Below are 21,164 nucleotides of genomic sequence, written 5' to 3'. Positions count from 1 at the left end.
ATAAGGAAGGAATACAACATGATTAAATTAGAACGTACCAGCGTCATGAATCTGGAAAATGCCATGCGCGGGGCACGCAATCCTATGAACAGCTGGAACCGGATGGACAGCTTTTATGATGAGGACGGCAATTACGTGCTGGGACCAAATGATCTGGGACTGGCCAAGCGCCTGCGCCGTGCCGGAAGTGACCACCGCAAATATATCCGCCAGGTCTTTGTATCGGTGGATATCACTGCGCCCATGTACTGGTGGAAGGAATATGATACCTACAAGGTGGCAACGGTGGCAAACTCCACCAGCACCATGCATAAGATCCACAGCAAACCCTTTGAGTTAGATGATTTCAGCCATGACCATCTGACACCGGAGAGCGAGGCCTATATGCAGACCATTGTGGATCAGCTGGAAAAGATCCGCTTGAAATATGTGGAGACCAAGGACAAGGCATACTGGTATGACATGATCCAGCTTCTGCCCTCCAGCTACAACCAGATGCGCACCTGCACCTTAAATTACGAAACCCTGATCAATATCTATTTTTCCAGAAAGAATCATAAGCTGGATGAATGGCATACCTTCTGCGACTGGATCAAAACCCTGCCTTACGCAAAGGAACTGATCCTGGCTGAGGAAGAGGAGGCGTAAAATAGCGTGAAACTGATTGCGGCAGTAGATAAAAACTGGGCCATCGGAAATAAAGGCCAGCTTCTGGTGTCCATTCCCCAGGATCAGAAAATGTTCCGGGACGAAACCATGGGCAAGGTTATTGTCATGGGAAGAAAAACGCTGGAGAGTCTGCCGGGAGCACAGCCTCTGTACGGGCGGACGAATATTGTACTTACGACCGACCCGGATTACAGGGTCAAAGGAGCTTCTGTATGCGGCAGCGTGGAAGAAGTGATGGAACTGCTCCGTGCTTATCATACGGATGATGTCTATATCATCGGCGGGGAAAGCGTATACCGGCAGTTTCTCCCGTACTGTGATGAGGCACAGATCACCTGGATCGATTTCGCCTATGCGGCAGATACACATTTTCCGAATCTGGACCAGGATGCGGCCTGGGAAATGGTTCTGGAAAGCGATGAGCAGACATATTTTGACCTTTGTTACGAATATCGGCTGTACAAAAAGAAATAAAGCTGTATAATATATGTTATGTTATTAACAATAAGTGTTGCCATTTGAACCGGGAAGTGCTAAAATAGTTTTAGCATATCTAAAAAGTTTTTTGCTGCTATAGATGGCATGCACAATTTGCAGAACGCAAAACAGGAGGAAGGAAATGTATAAGATTTTAAAAGCGGAAAAGCTTGCGGAGAAGATTTTCCTGATGGATGTAGAAGCTCCGAGAGTGGCAAGATCCTGCCAGCCGGGTGAATTTGTCATTGTGAAGATGGATGAGAAGGGTGAGCGTATCCCGCTTACCATCTGCGATTTCGACCGTGAGAAGGGTACCGTAACCATCGTATTCCAGATCGTAGGCGCATCTACCTTAAAGATGTCTGAGTTACAGGCAGGCGACGCATTCCAGGACTTTGTGGGACCGCTTGGTCAGCCGTCCGAGTTTGTCAAGGAAGATATCGAGGAAGTAAAGGGCCGCAAGTACTTATTTGTAGCAGGCGGCGTTGGTACCGCACCGGTTTATCCGCAGGTTAAGTGGATGAAGCAGCATGGTATCGATGTTGATGTTATCGTTGGTGCCAAGAATAAAGAACTGCTGATCCTGGAAGACATGATGAAGGAGCAGGCCGGAAATCTTTACATTACCACCGATGACGGTTCCTATGTGCGCAAGGGCATGGTAACCGAGGTGATCAAGGACCTGGTAGAGAACCAGGGCAAGCAGTACGATGTGTGCGTAGCCATCGGACCGATGATCATGATGAAATTTGTATGCAAACTGACCAAAGAACTGAATATCCCAACTATCGTCAGCATGAACCCGATCATGGTAGACGGAACCGGTATGTGTGGAGCATGCCGTTTAACCGTTGGTGACGAAGTGAAGTTCGCATGCGTGGACGGACCGGAGTTTGACGGCCATCTCGTAAACTTTGACGAGGCTATGAAGCGTCAGCAGATGTACAAGACCGAAGAAGGCAGAGCCATGTTAAAGGCTGTCGAGGGTGATACCCATCACGGCGGCTGCGGCCAGTGCAACGGTTAATCCGGGCTGCAGGTTCACTCATTTGGATTCATTAGGCAAGACAGCGGGAAGCTGTCTGTGATCGGAGGATAATTAAGAATGGACGTATTAAAGAAGACTCCTGTCAGAGAGCAGGACGCAAAGGTGCGCGCTACCAACTTTGAGGAAGTGTGCTATGGATACAATAAAGAAGAGGCTATGGAAGAGGCTTCCAGATGCTTAAAATGTAAGAACAACGCAAAATGTATGGGCGGCTGCCCGGTTTCCATCAATATTCCTGGCTTCATCAAAGAAGTCGAGGCCGGAAACTTTGAGGCTGCAGCCAATGTCATTGCTGAGTCTTCCGCACTTCCGGCAGTCTGCGGCCGTGTGTGCCCGCAGGAGAGCCAGTGTGAGGGCAAATGCATCCGCGGCATCAAGGGTGAGCCAATCTCCATCGGTAAGCTGGAGCGTTTCGTGGCTGACTGGTCCAGAGAAAACGGTTTCGTTCCGAAGGCAGCGGAGGAGAAAAACGGAAAGAAGGTTGCTGTTGTCGGTTCCGGCCCTGCAGGTCTGACCTGCGCAGGCGATCTGGCAAAGCTGGGCTACGATGTTACCATTTTCGAGGCACTTCATGAGCCGGGCGGAGTATTAACCTACGGTATTCCGGAATTCCGTCTCCCGAAAGAGACCGTTGTCCGTTCTGAAATCGAGAACGTAAAGAAATTAGGTGTTAAGATCGAGACAGACGTTATCATCGGCAAATCCGTTACCATTGATGAGCTGATGGACGAAGAGGGCTTTGAGGCTGTCTTCATCGGTTCCGGAGCAGGCCTTCCGAAATTCATGGGTATTCCGGGTGAGAATGCAAACGGCGTGTTCTCAGCAAATGAGTACTTAACCAGAAACAACCTGATGAAAGCCTTCCGCGAGGACTATGATACCCCGATCGTAGCAGGCAAGAAGGTTGCTGTAGTCGGTGGCGGCAACGTAGCCATGGATGCTGCAAGAACAGCACTTCGCCTTGGCGCTGAGGTACATATCGTGTACCGTCGTAGTGAGGCAGAGCTTCCGGCCCGTGTGGAGGAAGTTCACCATGCAAAGGAAGAGGGTGTGATCTTTGACCTTCTGACCAACCCGGTAGAGATCCTGACCGATGAGAATGACTGGGTAAAGGGCATCAAGGTTGTGAAGATGGAGCTTGGCGAGCCGGATGCATCCGGAAGACGCCGTCCGGTAGAGATTGCAGGCTCCGAGTATGTGATGGATGTAGATACCGTCATCATGTCACTCGGTACCTCTCCGAACCCGCTTATTTCCTCTACTACGGAGGGACTTGAGATCAATAAGCGTAAATGTATCGTTGCGGAGCCGGAGAACGGACAGACCTCTCGTGCCGGAGTGTTCGCAGGCGGTGATGCCGTAACCGGTGCTGCAACCGTAATCCTGGCTATGGAAGCAGGAAAGCACGGTGCAAAGGGTATCCACGAGTACTTAAGCAATAAATAATCAAACATAAAATAATGGAAAAAAAAAGCAGGTGCCACATATATTTGAGGTATCTGCTCTTAAATTTCTACAAAAAAACTATGGACTATTTGTCACTTTTGTGAGAAAATGTATTCAAGTATGGTGTGATGTTTTTGACAATCTTTCATTTGCCGGGTACAGGGCTGAAAAAATTGCGGAAACATCGTGCAGCACGTACTTTCAGGACATTACATAGTTGAAAGGAGTTTTAACATGATTTATTCACATGAAGTAGAAGAGATGTGCACAGTTGCACAGGGCGTTCATCATGGCGCTGCTCCGATTCCGGAAGAAGCAAAATGGGTACAGTCCAAGCAGGTTTCCGACATTTCCGGTTTGACCCATGGTGTGGGCTGGTGTGCTCCGCAGCAGGGTGCCTGCAAGCTTACCCTGAACGTAAAAGAGGGTATCATCCAGGAGGCTCTGGTTGAGACCATCGGCTGCTCCGGCATGACTCACTCCGCAGCAATGGCAGCAGAGATTCTTCCGGGCTTAACCGTTCTGGAGGCTCTGAACACCGACCTGGTATGTGACGCAATTAACACCGCAATGAGAGAACTGTTCTTACAGATCGCATATGGCAGAACTCAGAGCGCATTCTCTGAGGATGGACTGCCGATCGGTGCCGGCCTGGAGGATCTTGGTAAAGGTCTTCGTTCCCAGGTTGGTACCATGTACGGAACCTTAAAGAAAGGTCCTCGTTACCTGGAGATGGCTGAGGGCTATGTAACCGGTATCGCTCTGGACGCAGACGATCAGATCATTGGTTATCAGTTCGTAAGCCTTGGCAAGATGACTGACTTCATCAAGAAGGGTGATGACCCGAACACCGCTTGGGAAAAGGCAAAAGGTCAGTACGGCCGTGTTGCTGATGCAGTTAAGATCATCGACCCGAGACAGGCGTAAAGAAGGAGGACTATAATCATGGCATTATTTGAATCATATGAGAGACGTATCAAACAGATCAATGAAGCATTAAACAGCTATGGCATTGCTTCCATTGAAGAGGCAGAGAAGATCACCAAAGACGCAGGTCTTGATGTATACAAGATGGTTGAGGGTATTCAGCCGATCTGCTTTGAGAACGCTAAATGGGCTTACACCGTAGGCGCAGCAATCGCAATCAAGAAAGGCTGCAGAAAAGCAGCTGAGGCAGCAGCAGCAATCGGCGAGGGCCTGCAGGCATTCTGTATCCCGGGTTCTGTTGCAGATACCCGTAAGGTAGGTCTTGGCCATGGTAACCTTGGCAAGATGCTTCTGGAAGAGGAGACCGAGTGCTTCGCATTCCTGGCTGGCCACGAGTCCTTCGCAGCAGCAGAGGGCGCAATCGGTATCGCTGAGAAAGCAAACAAAGTTCGTCAGAAACCGCTGCGCGTTATCTTAAACGGTCTTGGAAAAGACGCTGCTCAGATCATCGCACGTATCAATGGCTTCACCTACATCGAGACTGAATACAATCCATACACCAACGAGGTTAAGGAAGTATTCCGCAAATCCTACTCTGAGGGTCTTCGCGCAAAGGTTAACTGCTACGGCGCAAACAGCGTTCCGGAAGGTGTTGCAATCATGTGGAAAGAGAACGTAGACGTTTCCATCACCGGTAACTCTACCAACCCGACCCGTTTCCAGCATCCGGTAGCAGGTACCTACAAGAAGGAGAGACTGGAAGCAGGCAAGAAGTACTTCTCCGTAGCTTCTGGCGGCGGTACCGGACGTACCCTGCATCCGGATAACATGGCAGCAGGCCCGGCTTCCTATGGTATGACCGATACCCTTGGCCGTATGCATTCCGATGCACAGTTCGCAGGTTCTTCTTCCGTTCCGGCTCACGTAGAGATGATGGGTCTGATCGGTGCAGGTAACAACCCGATGGTTGGTATGACTGTAGCTGTAGCTGTAGCTGTTGAGGAAGCAGCTACTGCTGGCAAGTTCTAATTAAAAATGGCTTAAAATCAAGCGAAAAGGGACTTTTAGAGATTACTCTGGAAGTCTCTTTTTGATTTCAACTATATCCAGGAATTAAAAAAGTCGTCTATAAAATGGCAAAAGTCTACGAGAAGTCTACGAAAAATCTCAATGTAGGCTTGGAAACGTTTAGACTTAAATGTGATATCTTGAAATCGAGTTCATTGACAAATATAAAAAGTGGTTCGCATATAACAGAAGACAGAATGAGATATAGAAGGAGAATATAGAGAAAAGATATGCTTGGAAAAACACACATGGCGGTTGGTGTGGCAGCCTCGCTGCTGCTGCTTCAGCCCCATACATTACCGGAGCTGATCCTTGGTGCCGGGACAGCGGCTGTAGGCTCTGTGATCAGTGATATAGATTGCGGAACTTCGGAGAGCAGCCGCAGAGCGGATCAGATTATATTTGTGCTGGAAACGATAGTGATCGGTATCGTGGTGGTAGAAGCACACTGGCATCTGGGCCTGTATCAGCGGCTGATGAGCAACAGCTCGGTCAGCCGCATTGTGCTGGCCTGTGCCGCCTTTCTGGCAATCTGTGCCTACGGAAAGAAGACGCCGCACCGTTCCTTTTTCCATTCCTTTTTGGCAGGAGGCCTGCTTATGAGCAGTGTTGGCGTATTTCTGCCAATACTGGTCCCATATTTTGGGATTGCTTTTGCATCCCATTTGGTTCTTGATTTTCTGAACCACAAAGGAGAACAGCTTCTGTATCCGTACCGGAAGCGGTTCAGCCTGGGAATCTGTTCCGCGTCAGGGCTGGTCAATCGGTTATTTCTGTTTTGCGGTTCTGTTTTGTCCGTGGGGGTAACGCTGAAACTTCTGACAGGCGTGATTTTTCATCGATAAGAAAGAAGCGGGTAACAAGCAGATCAAAAAAGGGGTTATTGTGTCTCCTGTCCGTGAAAACTCTTGAAATTCAGAAAATCTGAGAGTATAATTATCATGATTGACAGAAAATTATCGACTTAAAAATCAGTATAATGTATTGAAGGAGGAATCAAAATATGATTACCTGGAATAACCTGGATACTCTTACTTCCTATCAGGAGCTGGAAAAGGCAGCCCGTGTGAATCTTGCGGAGGCAATGACCGGAGAGAAAGGCGCAGAGCGCGTTAAAAAATACAGTGTGCCGATGGCAGAGGGACTTGTTTACCACTATGCAGCAAAGCAGGTAGATGATACTGTACTTGACGCATTGAAGAAACTGGCTGATGAAGCGCAGCTGGCAGAGAAATTTAAAGCTCTTTACAGTGGCGAAGTTATCAATACAGGAGAGAAACGTCTGGTCCTGCATCACATGACCCGTGGTCAGCTGGGGAATGCAGTTATCGCAGATGGCGTGGACAAGCGTACTTTCTACAAGCAGCAGCAGGAGCGTATCGCAGAATTCGCCAACAAGGTTCACAATGGGGACATCACGAATGCCGCAGGAGAAAAGTTTACTACGGTTGTTCAGATCGGTATCGGCGGCAGTGACCTTGGCCCGAGAGCCATGTATCTGGCATTGGAAAACTGGGCAAAGAAGAACGGCACTTTCAAGATGGAGGCAAAGTTCATCAGCAATGTAGATCCGGATGATGCCGCAGCTGTATTGTATGGCATTGATGTGGCACATTCCATCTTTGTTCTGGTTTCCAAATCCGGTACTACGCTTGAAACCCTGACCAATGAGTCCTTTGTGAAAGATGCGTTAAAGAAGGCAGATCTCGATCCTTCCAAACACATGATCGCTGTAACCAGTGAGACTTCTCCATTGGCTAAGAGCAGTGATTATCTGGCAGCGTTCTTTATGGATGATTACATCGGCGGACGTTATTCTTCTACTTCCGCAGTGGGAGGCGCTGTACTCTCCCTTGCATTTGGCCCGGAGGTGTTTGCACAGTTTCTCGATGGCGCGGCAGAGGCAGACAAGCTGGCAGCAGAAGCAGATGCAACAAAGAATGCTGCTATGTTAGATGCCCTGATCGGTGTTTACGAGCGCAATGTGCTTGGTTATCCGTGTACTGCAGTGCTTCCGTATTCTCAGGCATTAAGCCGTTTTCCGGCACATCTTCAGCAGCTTGACATGGAGTCCAACGGCAAATCTGTCAACCGCTTCGGCGAGCCGGTAAGCTATGTGACCGGACCGGTGATCTTTGGTGAGCCGGGTACCAACGGCCAGCACTCCTTCTATCAGCTTCTGCATCAGGGAACCGATATTGTTCCTCTGCAGTTTGTAGGCTTTAAGAAAAACCAGATGGAGACCGATGTAGTGATCCAGGGAAGTACCAGCCAGCAGAAGCTCTGTGCAAACGTAGCAGCCCAGATCATGGCATTTTCCTGCGGAAAGGCAGACGAGAACCGCAATAAAAACTTCGAGGGCGGCCGTCCTTCCAGCATCATCATCGGTGAGCAGGTAAATCCGGGTGCTCTTGGTGCACTTCTGGCACATTTTGAGAATAAAGTGATGTTCCAGGGCTTTTTATGGAATGTAAACAGCTTCGATCAGGAAGGCGTACAGCTGGGCAAAGTTCTTGCAAAGCGTGTACTGGCTCATGAGACAGATGGTGCCCTGAAGGCCTTCAGCGATCTGCTCGAAATCTAAGCATACCTTATGGAAAATCAGTTTTTGGAAATTCCGGATTCCTTCTGGGGATTATTCCGTTCAAAAAACCGTCAGGTTTATATTGACGCACTGCTGCAGATTAATGAAGAATATCAATACAGCAACTATTTCCTAAGCAGGGAAATCTGTATTCAGACCCTGAGTGATTATTTTGCGAAAACACGCGTGGTGATGGTTCAGGACGAGCTGGAGGATGAGCTGGACATGCTGGAGCCACTGGCTACCCGCATTTTAAACTGGCTGCTGAAGTCCGGATGGCTCAGGAAGGTGGATGATTACCTCAATATGAGCGTAAATATCGTCATTCCGGACTATGCAGCAGTCTTTGTCAGTGCTTTTGCACATCTGGCAGGAGAAGATGAGGATGACACTCAGGTTTATATTCAGAATATCTATGCAATTTTGTTTGCCTTCAAGAATGATCCGCGCTGCAATATTTCATTGTTAAAGACAGCGCTGGTGAATACCAGGAGATTGAACAAAACGTTGCAGGATATGCTTCATAACATGGATCAGTTTTTTGCCAGTCTTCTGGAACAGAAAAGCTACGGAGATCTTTTGCAGGAGCATCTGGATGGCTATGTAGAGGAGATTGTCCGGAAAAAATATCATATTTTAAAGACTTCGGATAACTTTTACCTGTATAAGACAGATATCAAGCATTGGCTCATGCAGATGCGCCAGGATGTTTCCTGGCTGGATATCGTCTGTGTGCGGAATAAGCAGCTTCGTGGGTTGGACCTGACTCCGGAGGACATTATCGGCCAGCTGGATCTGATCGATCGCGGTTTTGATGATATTGAACATCGTATCTGCAACATGGATACGGAGCATACCCGGTATATCCGGGCTACGGTGACCAGACTTAATTATCTCCTGAATCAGCAGGATAATATGAAGGGGCTGGTCATTCAGCTGCTGAATGATTTATCAGCTTCTTCGGAAGAAGATCTGGAGAAAAAACTGGCTCACACGGCTTCCAGGATGAATTTTTCCCAGTTTACGGTGATTTCTGATCATTCCCTGTATAAACGGTATAAATCACGCCAGGATTTTACGGCGGAATTGATGCCGGAGGAGGAGCCGGAAGAGCTGACAAGAGAAGAAATCCTGCAGCTGAACCGTATGAAGAACCGTTACAGTCGGAAACAGATTCGTGCCTTTGTACTGGAGCGGATGGTCAACGGACGGTTTGCCGTGACAGAAGATACCGTTTCCTCACCGGAGGATTTTGAAAAGCTGGTTCTTGCGTACGATGATTCCGTGCGTAAGGACAGTCCGTACCGGGTTCTGGATCAGGAAGTGCCTGTGGTAGAGCATGCCGGATACCGGTATCCGGCACTGGTATTTGTAAAAAAATGAGCAGTAAACAGCGAAAGCCTGGCGAAATGTCAGGCTTTTGTTTTTTTCTTGGTATTTCGTCGAAAAAGGCATGGATTTATTGTATAATAGGTGTATTGATAAAAGAAAGGAAAAATTGGATGATCGATTATTTTGAGGCACTTTCCGGAGCTGAGCAGGAACAGGTTTCGGAAAGTATCCGTTTATTATACCGGCAGACCTTTTTGCTGGAACGTACCTATGACCGTAAGGCAAAGCGCAGCCAGACCAATCCGGCATTTTATGATTGCAACCGTCACCTGGAATTTATTCAGAAATACTTTTCTATTATGGGGATTGAGGTTGTGGAAAACAGTCAGCTTGGCCTGATCTATATCCGGGGAGAACAGGTTGTGGGAGAAAAACTCCCGAAACTGGCTACACTCTATGTTCTGATCCTGAAACTGATCTACGATGAGCAGATGTCATCGGTATCTACATCGGCCAATGTCGTCACCACCTTGAGTGAGATCCATGAAAAACTTGCTACCTACCGTTTGCTGAAAAAACAGCCCTCTGTCTCCGAAATCCGAAGAAGCCTGGCTATGCTGAAAAAGTATCAGGTAGTGGAACCGCTCGATGTGTTGGAGGAACTGGACGGATTCAGCCGTCTGGTAGTTTATCCAACCATTCATGTGATCCTGATGGGGGACGATGTGCGGGAACTGTTGGAAACATTCCGCGAAGGAGAAGAGGAAGATGGAAAATCAGAGATTTGAAGCCTTGTCCAGGATATGCCTGAACAACTGGCATTATATTAAACACAGGACCCTTTCTTTTGATGATGGGATCAATTTTTTTACCGGGCATTCCGGAAGTGGAAAATCTACCGTCATTGATGCCATGCAGATCGTGCTTTATGCCAATACAGACGGCCGTGGCTTTTTTAATAAGGCAGCGGCAGATGATTCTGACCGAAGTCTGATCGAGTATCTGCGCGGCATGATCAATATCGGAGAAGATAACAGCTTTTCTTATCTGCGAAATCAGAATTTTTCCAGTACCATCGTGCTGGAACTTCGACAGACAGATACCGGAGCCAGTCAGTGTGTAGGCGTTGTTTTTGATGTCGAGACTGCTACGAATGAGATCGGTCGTATGTTTTTCTGGCATAAGGGACCGATACCGGATCATGAATACCGCAAAACAGACCGGGCCATGTCAATCAATGAGGTAAAAAACTGGCTGATGGAAAGCTTTTCCAGGGAGGAATGTTATTTTGGTTCCCATAATGAACGTTTTCGCAAACAGCTTTATGATATCTATCTGGGTGGTCTGGATGCGGAAAAATTCCCGCTTTTGTTTAAGCGTGCGATCCCATTCCGCATGAATATCAAGCTGGAGGATTTTGTAAAAGAATATATCTGCATGGAGCAGGATATCCATATCGAAGACATGCAGCAGAGCGTGACGGAGTATGGGCGCTTAAGACACCGGATTGAGGATACCTGCCGGGAGATCGACAGCCTGAAAGCTATCTGCGGGCAGCATGAGACTATGGCAGCAGCCCGGAAAGAAAAAGAACTGTGCGGATATTTTGCGGGCAAGTTTGATATGCTGCAGGACCGACGGAAAATCCAGGAAAGCCAGGACAAGATCCAGGCACTGGAGGCAGACCAGGAGAAAGCGGCTCAGGATGTGGCTGCCATGGAGACAGAGATCCAGGAACTGACGGCGAAAAGCGAAGAGCTTCTGCGCAAGATTTCCAGCAGCGGCTACGAGGAACTGAAAAGCCAGTTAAAGGCCGTCAACGAGCTGGTAGAGCATCTGGGCAGCAGCCAGGCCCGCTGGAAGCAGACAGCCGAAAAACTGGCGGCCTGGAACGAGGAAGGAATCGCATCCAACAGCACCCTCTGGGATATTGAGGCCTTTGAGAAGGGCGTGATCAGTGAGGAAGCCTTAAAACGCCTGAAGGAAGATCTGCTTCAGATGCGGAAAGAGGTGGAGAGCCAGATACAGGATGCCCGCAGCCAGATCCGGGAAAAGAGCAAAGAACTGAAGAAGGCTCAGGAGGAGATTGCCCAGTTAAAGGCTGGAAACAAAGCTTATCCGAAAGAACTGGAAACCGTCCGGAATATCCTTCAGACCCAGCTTTTCTTAAAGACCGGAAAGAGCGTGGAGGTAGAGGTTCTTGCAGATCTTCTGGAAGTGCGGGATGACGCATGGCGCAATGCCATTGAGGGCTATCTTGGAAACAACAAGCTGCTTCTGACGGTTGAGCCAAAGTACGCGAAGGCTGCGATGGAAATCTACAAGGAACTGGACCCGAAAAAATATTACCGGGTTGCTGTGCTGGATACAGAGCGTGTTCTGGCAGATGAGCAGCCGGTTTTAAAGGGTGCGCTGGCAGAAGAAGTGGAGGCTGGACGCGATTACGCCCAGGCTTACATGAATTTCCAGCTAGGCAAGGTCATCAAGTGTGACAGCGTGGATGAACTGCGCAGCTACCGCGTCGGCATTACAAAGGATTGCGTGCTGTACCACAGCTACCGGATCCAGCACATCAATCCAGATTTGTATACAAGGTTTGCTTATATCGGCAAAAAGAGTATGCGTCAGCGCGTGAAGCTTCTGGAAGAATCCATCCGGAAACTGCAGGAGGAAATGGAACCGCTGCAGACTATGTTAAAGGATGGCGAGCGTGTGCTTGGTCTGGAATTCTTAAGCCAGGATCTGGAAATCTACCTTGGCTGGAAAAAGGACAAGGCAGATTATCTGGAAAAGCAGCAGGAGCAGAAAAACCTGCGGGAGCGTCTGGAACAGTTAAAGAGCCAGAACGTGGCGGCCTGGGAAGAAGAACGGGCATCCATTGTGGAACTGTGCAAGCGCCGGGAGAAGGTATTGGAACAGGTGAAAGATCAGAGAAGCCGGTCCGAGTGGGCTGGAGAAAATGAAAAACGGACTCTGGTGAATTTGGAAAAAATCCTGACAGAAAAAGAACGAAATCATGTGGCGCAGCCAGAATTTGACGCAGAGTTTCAGGAACTGTTGGAGCAAAAGCAGGCGAGCGGTGCGGTTATCCGCTATGATCTGCAGTGTGGAGGATATCTGAGAAAGCAGGAAAAGGCCGAAGAAGAGCAGGAGAAGGAAATGCAGAAGCTGCGGGAACTCCGGAATGCCTATCTGCGCACCTATCCTCACCGCAATTTTTCTGTGGAAGCCGAGAGCAACGAGGAATACCAGAAGCTGCTGGATGATCTTGCCTGCGATCGCCTGGAGGAATACCGGAAACGTGCCGGGGAGCAGGCAAAGGCAGCAGTGGAGCATTTCAAGGATGACTTCATGTACAAGATCCGCAGTGCCATTAAGGAAGCATTACAGCGCAAAGACGAGTTAAACCGCATCATCAGCCACCTCGATTTCGGTAAGGACCGCTATCAGTTCTATATTGGAAAGAATAAGGGCAGCGATGGACGGTTTTACGATATGTTCATGGATGATGCCCTGCAGATCAAGCCATCGGATCTGGATATCGGACTGGACAACCAGTTGAATCTCTTTACCATGGAGCATGAAAGCCAGTATGGACCGCTTATCAATGAGCTGATCGACATCTTCATCCCGCCTGATCACGCGACCCCGGAGGAACTGGAAACAGCCAAACGCAACATGGAAAAATACGCTGACTACCGGACCTATCTTTCCTTTGATATGCAGCAGCTGATCCAGAATGAGGACGAAGTTCTGAAGATCCGCCTCAGTAAGATGATCCGCAAAAACTCCGGCGGCGAGGGACAGAATCCGCTTTACGTGGCCCTGCTGGCAAGCTTTGCCCAGGCCTACAAGATCGACTTAAAGCCGGGACTCAGGAGAAATCCGACCATCCGTCTGGTGGTGCTGGATGAAGCATTTTCCAAGATGGATGCGGAGAAGGTGGCAAGCTGCATCAAGTTGATCCGCGGACTGGGATTTCAGGCCCTCATCAGCGCCACCAACGACAAGATCCAGAACTATCTGGAAACCGTGGACAAGATCTTCGTATTCGCAAACCCGAATAAGAAAAATATCTCCATTCAGGAGTTCGAGAAACCGGAGTTTGAGCAGCTGAAGGAGGATCTGGCAGAGGAAGAGGATGAAGAATAAAAGGGAGAAGGATTATCTGGTGCGCCGGATTCTTGATAAGATCGAAAGCAGCAGCGTGGACTGGCTGGAAAACGCGTCGGGAAACCGGAGCCTGAAAATCCAGCAGGAGGATTTTAACCGGGCAGGAAAATCAGAACTTCTGGAGGAAGCTCGGATGCTGGAACAGCGCGGACTGATTCAGATCAAATGGCTGGAATACGGAAATGACATCGAAAAGATTACTTATTGTCTGAAGCAGGCCGGGCAGTTCTATGAACTGTCTGGCCTGACTCCGAAATGGGAGCGGATTCAGGAAGAAAGGCAGACGCTTTGCAAATGGAGTAAACAGGCTCAGACCGGGTGGCTGAAAGCGTATTATGAGGATCAGGCGGCATCTCTGGAAAAGGGGAAGCAGTCTCCAGATCTGTCGAAGTACGGGGAACAGCTTTTTACCTGCCTGGATGCCCTGGAAAAGCTGAGGGAGCCGGTTTATCAGCGAGTGTTCAGTGTTGCGGTACTGGGCAGTACCAAAGTATTTGAAAATGTGCTGAGAACAAGAGTTGTCTCAATTCTGTCTGCGTATCATCCGGATGTTGATGAGGCTATGAATGATAAAGAAATTTTATCTCAGGTTTATCTGGAGGAATACGCCCAGGAGCTTGCTGTGAAGGGAAATCTGAAAATCATCCTGAAGGGGAAAGAAATCTCCCTGGAGGACTTTTGTTATGGAACGGTGCTCAACACGAAAACGCTCCGCCATGCAGAAGTTCCGGCCGGTCAGAATATCAGAAAGATCATAACTGTAGAAAATAAGGCTAACTATGTTTCCATGCCTTACGAGGAGGAAACTCTGATCATATTTTCTCATGGTTTCTTTTCTCCATTGGAATGTGAGTTTTTAAGAAAGCTTCTGGCAGTTCTTCCTGATGTGGAATTTTATCACACTGGGGATTTGGACTACGGCGGCATCCGTATTTTTCGCCATATCCGTGAACATGTCTGCTCCCGGGTCCGCCCATTAAGTATGGACGCAGATCAATACGACTATTATATACAACGTGGTTATGAGATAAAACCGGAAACCCTGAAAAAACTGGAAGACATGCGGGGAACGGAACCACTCATGGAAGAACTCATCGAGCACATGATCAAAGGGAAAATGGGAATTGAACAGGAATGTTTTCTGATATGACGTTTTTTCTATATCAGATGGAGAAAAAATCTCCATAAAAGGGAGGAGCCGGTGAGCCTTCCAGGCCCGCCGGCGATTATGAAAAAATTTATCAAATTGTACTTGGCAGCTTCATTTGATGATGTAAGTATATCGAGAAAATGTGAAAGAAGTTTTTCCTGGATATGGAATGTTTGTAACGAATTTATGAACAGTTCATGAACAGGAGAGACTTCTTTTTACGTCAAAAAATAATTCTGAAAATTGTGATCTGTCACAATGATGAAAATGACAGAGTGTGTTATAATGAATTGTACAATGAAACGGGAAAAATAAGGGGGTGAGTTGGTGAAAATAACAACTGTCATGGACAACAGGCGTGGGGAACAGAAATCTCTGACAGCGGAACATGGCTTGTCATTTCTGGTGGAAACGGAAAAATCACGGATTTTGTTTGATTTTGGCGCAGGAAAGGCAGCGTATGATAATGCCTGCAAGCTGAATATTGGGATGGAGAACATACAATATGCGGTGGGAAGCCATGGCCATTATGATCATGCAGGCGGTTACCCGGAATTTGTGAAGGAGGGGCTTCATTGTCCACTGTATACAGGAACGGGCTATTTTGAGGAAAAATATGCCCGGGACGGCAGAAAAGCTACCTATCTTGGCTGCGGATTCAACGAAGCCTGGATGCAGGAACAGGGATTGGAACACCGGATCTGTGACGGATATCTGGAGCTGGAATCAGGATGTTATCTGGTCGGAAACTTTGAGCGCACCCATGATTTTGAGCAGATTCCGGATCGCTTTGTACGGCACCGCGGCGGCCAGTGGGTGAAAGATGATTTTTCCGATGAAATCTGCATGGTGTTAGATGGACCGGAGGGTCAGACTGTGATCGTAGGCTGCAGCCATCCGGGAATCTTAAATATTCTGACCACGGTGCAGAAGCGTTTTGACAAACCCATCCGGGCAGTTTTTGGCGGCACACATCTGGTAGAAGCAGATGCAGGACGGATCCGCGCCACATTGGAACAGATGAAGCAGATGGGAGTCAGCCTTATCGGATTTAATCATTGCTCCGGAGAACTGCTTCAGGAGATCATGGATCAGGAAACCGGACTGGAACATTGTTATCTGGGTGCGGGGGACTGCATTTACCTGTAAAAGGAGAAAACGCAATGAGTGAATTCGCAAAGCTGGCACAGGATTTTGTAGAAGCTACCTCTCTGCTGGTTGGCCAGCGGACCATTAACATCATGGATCAGAAGGGCATCATCATTGCGTCTACGGAAAAGCACCGGATCGGTGATTTCCATCAGGGGGCTTCGGAGGTTCTGGCAACCGGAAAGCCGGTCCGGATCAAAAAAGAGGATCTGCCACGTTATCCGGGAACCAAGGAAGGCTACAATATGCCGATCTTCCTGAATGATGAGATCATCGGTGTAGTCGGGATCTTCGGATGCGAAGAAGAGGTGCAGAGCATTGCCAATCTGCTTCGTGTCTATGTGACACAGAGCTTTTCCCAGCTTCAGATGACACAGAAACAAAACCTGGAGGCAGAGCTTCGAAATCAGCTTTTGAGACTGCTCCTTTTTGGAGGGAAAAGCCAGAAGGAGATGATCACAAAGCTGTGCGGTATGCTGAATCTGCAGCTGGAATTTCCGCTTCGGATCATTTTGCTGTATGAGCGTGCGGCAGAGCGCAATATGAAGCATCTGCTGGATTACCCCCAGTTTATCCAGAATCTGATCTGGAAAAATGTGCTGGACAGGAGACGCGACGTATTTGGAATCCAAAATGCGGATTATGTGATCCTGCTTGGCGGCGGAGAATCACCGGAAATGCAGAAGAGCCTGGATAAACTGCTGCATGAGATAGAAGCAGAAGATGTCTGGAATGCAGCAGTCAGCAGTCCATGCAGAAACTTAGAAGAGATTTCAGCAGGTATGAGAGAAGTATCCGTACTGAAAAAACAGGGAGGAGGGGTGATTCAGAATCTGGAAGAGCATACATGCAGAATGCAGTATCTGATGGGAAGGTTTACCGTTCAGGATGGTGCGCGGACCGCAGTGCAGATGCTCCGCAGGCTGGAAGACCAGCACGGGAAAAAACAGGCGGAGCAGCTATTACAGACAGCTCAGGTGTATTACGAATACGGAGGAAGTGTCGCAAAGGCGGCGGAAAAACTGAATCTGCATAAGAACACATTGCTGTACCGCATGAAACAGCTGTACCAGACTTTGGAACTGGAGCAGGATACCGTATTTGTGCGGGAATTCTTTATCCGAATGCTTCTGGAGTACCGTAATATGCCGGAGGACAGCAAAAGTCCGGAAGGCATGGAATAACAAATTTGGAGAATGGATCGTGTTTAGCGAAAAGGAGGTATTTGTATGTCAGGTTTATTTATCTTTGGCGTGATATTTTTAGCAGTTGTATGTATGGTCATAGCCATATCGAAGTTTAACATGCACCCGTTTCTGGTGCTGACCGTTATTGCAGTTTTAGTCGGTCTTGTATGCGGAATCCCGACAGAAGAGGTAATCAGTACCGTCAAGAGCGGCTTTGGTAATATCCTGGCCAGCATTGGTATCGTAATCCTGGCCGGAACCATTATTGGAACAATTCTGGAAAAAACCGGTGCGGCACTCACTATGGCAAACACTATTTTAAAGATTGTCGGAAAAGAAAAGAGCGTTCTGACCATGGGCATCACCGGTTACATTACCGGTATTCCGGTTTTCTGTGATTCCGGTTTCGTTATCTTAAGCCCGATCTCCAGAGCACTGGCAAGCCAGAGTAATGTCTCCCTGGCTGTTATGGCTACCGCGCTTTCCGGCGGTCTGTATGCAACCCATTGCCTGGTACCGCCGACTCCCGGCCCGATCGCTATGGCAGGTACCCTGGAAGCAGACCTGGGACTGACCATTCTGGTTGGCCTGATCATTTCCATACCGGCTGTTGCATCTGCCCTGATTTATGCAAATAAGGTATCCAGCAAGATTGATATCCCGGCAAATCCGGAGTACACCGTAGAAGAACTGGTAGAGAAATACGGCAAGCTTCCTGGTGCATTACATAGTTTCTCCCCGATCCTGCTCCCGATCATCCTGATCGCATTAAAATCCGTCAGTGATTTCCCGAGCGCACCCTTTGGTGACGGCGCCGTGAAGATGTTCTTCTCCTTCATCGGTAACCCGGTTATCGCCCTGATCCTTGGTGTATTTCTTGCCATGACCCTGATCCCGCAGGAAGAGAAGCAGAATTCCCTGAAATGGATCACTGAGGGTGTTACCAACTCCGCAGGGATCCTGGCTATTACCGGTGCAGGAGGCTCCTTTGGTGCCATTCTTCAGAAGCTCCCGATCGCGGACGCTCTGAGCGCATCCTTACTGGGACTTGGCGTAGGCGTGTTCCTGCCGTTTATCATTGCAGCACTGTTAAAAACTGCAATGGGTGCTTCTACGGTAGCGATGATCACCACCTCTGCAATGATTGCGCCGATGATGCCGGCTCTGGGATTTACTTCTCCGTTAGCAAAGGTTCTGGTTATTATGGCTATTGGTGCAGGATCCATGACCGTATCCCATGCAAATGATTCTTACTTCTGGGTTGTATCCCAGTTCTCAGATATGGATACGCAGGATGCATATAAATGTCAGACCGGTATGACGGCAGTTATGGGTGTTACCACCATTATAGTCGTATTTATTCTGTCTCTGATTTTTGTACACTGATTGCCAACAGGTAAATAAAGTCGTTTTAGACGATATGAATGCCCCGCAAACTTATGGGTTGCGGGGCATTATGAGTTATTTTCCAAATGTATTGCTATTTTTAGCAGCAGCTTTGGCTGCAAGTGTATTTGTAGAAGAAAACAGGGAATCAGTTGGTGCAACAGGACTCATCAGCACACGACCGGAACCGCGGTACACATTTACGAGGCCTTCGCCGCTTACTGCAGATCCAACCAGAGTTTTGGTGGTGCGTTCTACGGTAAAATCAAGATTTGAGGACCAGCATACAGCTAGATTGCCATCGATTTTTAATTCATCGTTTTCCAGTTCAATTTCAATCAGTTCATCTTCCGGTACATTACTCTCTAAAGCAACCGCACCGTTACCCTGCAGGCTCATATTAAATAAACCTTCACCGCCTAATACAGCGGAAGATAGAGTCTTACGTGCCACAATGTTGCGCTTAACATTTGCGTCACAGGCAAGAAACATTCCATCTTCAATGGTCATTCCAACACTTCCCCATTTGGAAACATCCTGAAGGATAATATATTTGTAGGTTGGTTCCAGAACAAGAAATCCTTCACCGATATATTCAGGTTTTACGGCAGTTTCTTTGGTGACGGCCCCTTTGATGGCCTTGCCAAAGAGATCACCGAGTCCCTTTACTCCGGATGTTGCCTGTACATTTCCACCCATCCATTGCATGGCACCGGCCTGAATGACGGCAGAATGCTCTCGGCTGATGTCAATGACTACCTGCCGCCTCCGGACATTCATCTTACTCATGAAGTATTCATCGATAGCGTTCATAGGAGATACGCTGGCATCCTGAACATATTCTAATACATGAAAGTTATTGATTGTGCTGATAATTTTACGGTTATTGTTCTCAAGATTAACAATTCTCATGATGGATTCTCCTTTGTGTGATTATTGTAGAAAACCGTTGCATATGAATCATAGTATATATGGGAATTATACAAAAGTAAACATCCGGATTAGAAAACGGTGAATTCAACTATTTTTGAATGATACAAGCCCTGCACCACATATCCGTTTTTGTCATATGCTATACTGTAACCATTTAAAAAAGGGGACAACAGTATATGGCATTTTTCACAAATCAGGCGCAGCTGCGCTATGGCAATGAAGTGGCCAATTCCAATATTACCGTTGGAGAAATTCAGGAAGTATTGTCTGTTACCAAGAGTGCGGTAAAACGGACGTACCGTCAGCATGATACCGTGACCTATATCATCAATATCGTTAATGCAGGCACGGCTGAGTATGCCGGACTGACCATGAGCGATGATCTGGGACGATATACATTTGGAGAAGGAGCGCATACGCCACAGGATTATGTTGCGGGTACCATTCACTATTACCGGAACGGCTTGCTCCAGACAGCTCCGACTGTAGAAGCAGGACCGCCGCTTGTGATTACCGGGATCAGTGTGCCGGCAGGCGGAAATGCGACGATCATTTATGAGACCAGACTGAATGCATACGCACCGCCGCAGCCGGAGGCGGAAGTCACCAATACCGTGACAGTATCCGGCACCTGCATTACCGGAATCACCGCGGCGGAAACGATTTCTGCTGTGGCAGAACCGGTTCTCTCCATTACCAAATCGGTCAGCCCGGTCCCGGTGACGGAGTGCGGCAGACTGACCTATACCTTTGTGATCCAGAATACCGGTAACACTCCGGCTGTTCCGGCCACGGAAGCTCTTGTGACGGACACCTTTGACCCGATTTTAAGAGATCTGACTGTCACCTTCAATGGAGCTTCCTGGAGTGCGCCTGTAAATTATACCTACAATGAAACAACCGGTGAATTTACCACCACATTAGGAGAAGTGACGGTTCCTGCAGCCACCTACACCCAGGATCCGGCGACCGGAGCGTGGATTATCAGTCCGGGTGTCAGCACTTTGATCGTAAGCGGAACGATTTAACAGTAATGATGGATTTTTGGCGAGGTTGAAGCTGGCTGAGCCAGGTCTCATTGCAATTCTAGCACAGCCTTGCTATAATTGTCAGAAGAAAGCTGCCGGTTTATAAGTGATGTTTTTAAATCGGGAAAAGACAAAAGAAATGAAGCAGGAGGAATTGAGGTATGGGAAAATCAGGAAAAGAACGGCGCGCCATTATGCGCGATTATCTTGAAACACATGATCTGGATTCAGCACAGTCACCGTTAAAATATGATCTTCATAAATATGCGTCTTATCTGGAAAAACATCATCTGGATGCAAAAAACGTGAAGCCGGAGATACTGGAACAGTTTCGCATAAAATAAAAATTTGAGTTACAAAGCTGAATAAAGGTCCGGAAGTGAAAGAGACCGCCTTCCTCTATTTTCACATATCGTTGTTTGCTTGCTTTCGCTAACACGCGTTCGCCTGTGTCGGATGAACATCCGCCACATTCGGACGTGTGTGCTCAAGATGCAAACACCTGATATGCTGAAAATCCCGGAAGGTGGTCTCATTCACTTCCTGCTGTATTGGCTTCGCTATGAAAAATAGCGGCTACAGCCCATATTAACTCTGCCACAAAAAG

General features: G+C 48.0%; 18 protein-coding genes. 17 read left to right on the top strand and 1 reads right to left on the bottom strand.

Going from position 1 to position 21,164, the window contains the following annotated elements; all coding sequences use genetic code 11:
• Positions 1–18: 18 nt before the first annotated feature.
• The 15 genes from ACMP1L_RS08820 to ACMP1L_RS08750 all read left to right on the top strand — a co-directional run bounded on the left by ACMP1L_RS08820 (position 19) and on the right by ACMP1L_RS08750 (position 18,596).
• Positions 19–648 carry a hypothetical protein gene (locus tag ACMP1L_RS08820; protein ID WP_118732688.1) on the top strand — a complete coding sequence of 210 codons (630 nt, stop codon included), beginning with the start codon at positions 19–21 and terminating at the stop codon, positions 646–648.
• A 6-nt stretch (positions 649–654) separates the two neighbouring features.
• Entirely contained in the window at positions 655–1,143 is a 489-nt protein-coding gene (locus ACMP1L_RS08815) for a dihydrofolate reductase (protein WP_418452726.1), read from the top strand.
• Positions 1,144–1,288: 145 nt separating this feature from the next.
• Positions 1,289–2,173: a sulfide/dihydroorotate dehydrogenase-like FAD/NAD-binding protein gene (locus tag ACMP1L_RS08810; protein WP_418452725.1), complete on the top strand. Its 885-nt coding sequence runs from the start codon at positions 1,289–1,291 to the stop codon at positions 2,171–2,173.
• Between the two features lie 78 nt (positions 2,174–2,251).
• The gene (gene gltA / locus ACMP1L_RS08805; protein WP_118530058.1) at positions 2,252–3,640 is read left to right on the top strand and encodes an NADPH-dependent glutamate synthase; all 1,389 of its coding nucleotides are present in this window, start codon (positions 2,252–2,254) and stop codon (positions 3,638–3,640) included.
• A gap of 234 nt (positions 3,641–3,874) precedes the next feature.
• A complete protein-coding gene (locus ACMP1L_RS08800; RefSeq protein ID WP_118530060.1) occupies positions 3,875–4,567 on the top strand; it encodes an iron-sulfur cluster assembly scaffold protein in 693 nt (230 codons plus the stop codon).
• Between the two features lie 18 nt (positions 4,568–4,585).
• Positions 4,586–5,596 (top strand): GGGtGRT protein, encoded by a 1,011-nt coding sequence (locus tag ACMP1L_RS08795; protein ID WP_118530062.1) that lies wholly within the window; start codon positions 4,586–4,588, stop codon positions 5,594–5,596.
• Positions 5,597–5,865: 269 nt separating this feature from the next.
• Positions 5,866–6,480 carry a metal-dependent hydrolase gene (locus tag ACMP1L_RS08790; protein ID WP_178275933.1) on the top strand — a complete coding sequence of 205 codons (615 nt, stop codon included), beginning with the start codon at positions 5,866–5,868 and terminating at the stop codon, positions 6,478–6,480.
• Between the two features lie 158 nt (positions 6,481–6,638).
• Positions 6,639–8,219 (top strand): glucose-6-phosphate isomerase, encoded by a 1,581-nt coding sequence (locus tag ACMP1L_RS08785; protein ID WP_418452724.1) that lies wholly within the window; start codon positions 6,639–6,641, stop codon positions 8,217–8,219.
• A gap of 9 nt (positions 8,220–8,228) precedes the next feature.
• Complete coding sequence (locus ACMP1L_RS08780; RefSeq protein ID WP_177303416.1) at positions 8,229–9,602, top strand: Wadjet anti-phage system protein JetA family protein; 1,374 nt, start codon at positions 8,229–8,231, stop codon at positions 9,600–9,602.
• A 119-nt stretch (positions 9,603–9,721) separates the two neighbouring features.
• Positions 9,722–10,339, top strand: coding sequence for a DUF4194 domain-containing protein (locus ACMP1L_RS08775; RefSeq protein WP_118732681.1), 618 nt, complete (start codon positions 9,722–9,724; stop codon positions 10,337–10,339).
• Positions 10,320–13,703 (top strand): ATP-binding protein, encoded by a 3,384-nt coding sequence (locus tag ACMP1L_RS08770; protein ID WP_418452723.1) that lies wholly within the window; start codon positions 10,320–10,322, stop codon positions 13,701–13,703. The genes ACMP1L_RS08775 and ACMP1L_RS08770 overlap by 20 nt, the downstream gene beginning before the upstream one ends.
• Positions 13,693–14,874 carry a Wadjet anti-phage system protein JetD domain-containing protein gene (locus ACMP1L_RS08765; protein ID WP_418452721.1) on the top strand — a complete coding sequence of 394 codons (1,182 nt, stop codon included), beginning with the start codon at positions 13,693–13,695 and terminating at the stop codon, positions 14,872–14,874. The genes ACMP1L_RS08770 and ACMP1L_RS08765 overlap by 11 nt, the downstream gene beginning before the upstream one ends.
• A gap of 345 nt (positions 14,875–15,219) precedes the next feature.
• On the top strand, positions 15,220–16,023 hold the full coding sequence (locus tag ACMP1L_RS08760; protein ID WP_178754911.1) for an MBL fold metallo-hydrolase: 804 nt from the start codon (positions 15,220–15,222) through the stop codon (positions 16,021–16,023).
• Between the two features lie 14 nt (positions 16,024–16,037).
• Entirely contained in the window at positions 16,038–17,207 is a 1,170-nt protein-coding gene (locus ACMP1L_RS08755; protein WP_418452718.1) for a CdaR family transcriptional regulator, read from the top strand.
• Positions 17,208–17,252: 45 nt separating this feature from the next.
• The gene (locus ACMP1L_RS08750) at positions 17,253–18,596 is read left to right on the top strand and encodes a GntP family permease (protein ID WP_118530243.1); all 1,344 of its coding nucleotides are present in this window, start codon (positions 17,253–17,255) and stop codon (positions 18,594–18,596) included.
• 75 nt (positions 18,597–18,671) lie between these two features.
• On the opposite strand, the gene ACMP1L_RS08745 is transcribed toward ACMP1L_RS08750, so the two are convergent.
• On the bottom strand, positions 18,672–19,508 hold the full coding sequence (locus ACMP1L_RS08745) for an AIM24 family protein (RefSeq protein ID WP_177303421.1): 837 nt from the start codon (positions 19,506–19,508) through the stop codon (positions 18,672–18,674).
• A 197-nt stretch (positions 19,509–19,705) separates the two neighbouring features.
• On the opposite strand from ACMP1L_RS08745, the gene ACMP1L_RS08740 reads away from it, so the two are divergent.
• Together ACMP1L_RS08740 and ACMP1L_RS08735 are read left to right on the top strand one after the other, a co-directional pair.
• Positions 19,706–20,557 carry a hypothetical protein gene (locus tag ACMP1L_RS08740; protein WP_418452717.1) on the top strand — a complete coding sequence of 284 codons (852 nt, stop codon included), beginning with the start codon at positions 19,706–19,708 and terminating at the stop codon, positions 20,555–20,557.
• A 161-nt stretch (positions 20,558–20,718) separates the two neighbouring features.
• Positions 20,719–20,901, top strand: coding sequence for a hypothetical protein (locus tag ACMP1L_RS08735; RefSeq protein WP_177303422.1), 183 nt, complete (start codon positions 20,719–20,721; stop codon positions 20,899–20,901).
• Positions 20,902–21,164: the final 263 nt, after the last annotated feature.

This window comes from Ventrimonas sp. (genome assembly GCF_048380235.1).
In the GTDB taxonomy this organism is placed as follows: Bacteria; Bacillota; Clostridia; order Lachnospirales; family Lachnospiraceae; genus Brotaphodocola.
The sequence above is the reverse complement of the archived record's forward strand: the minus strand, read 5'-3'. Positions and strand labels throughout refer to the sequence as shown.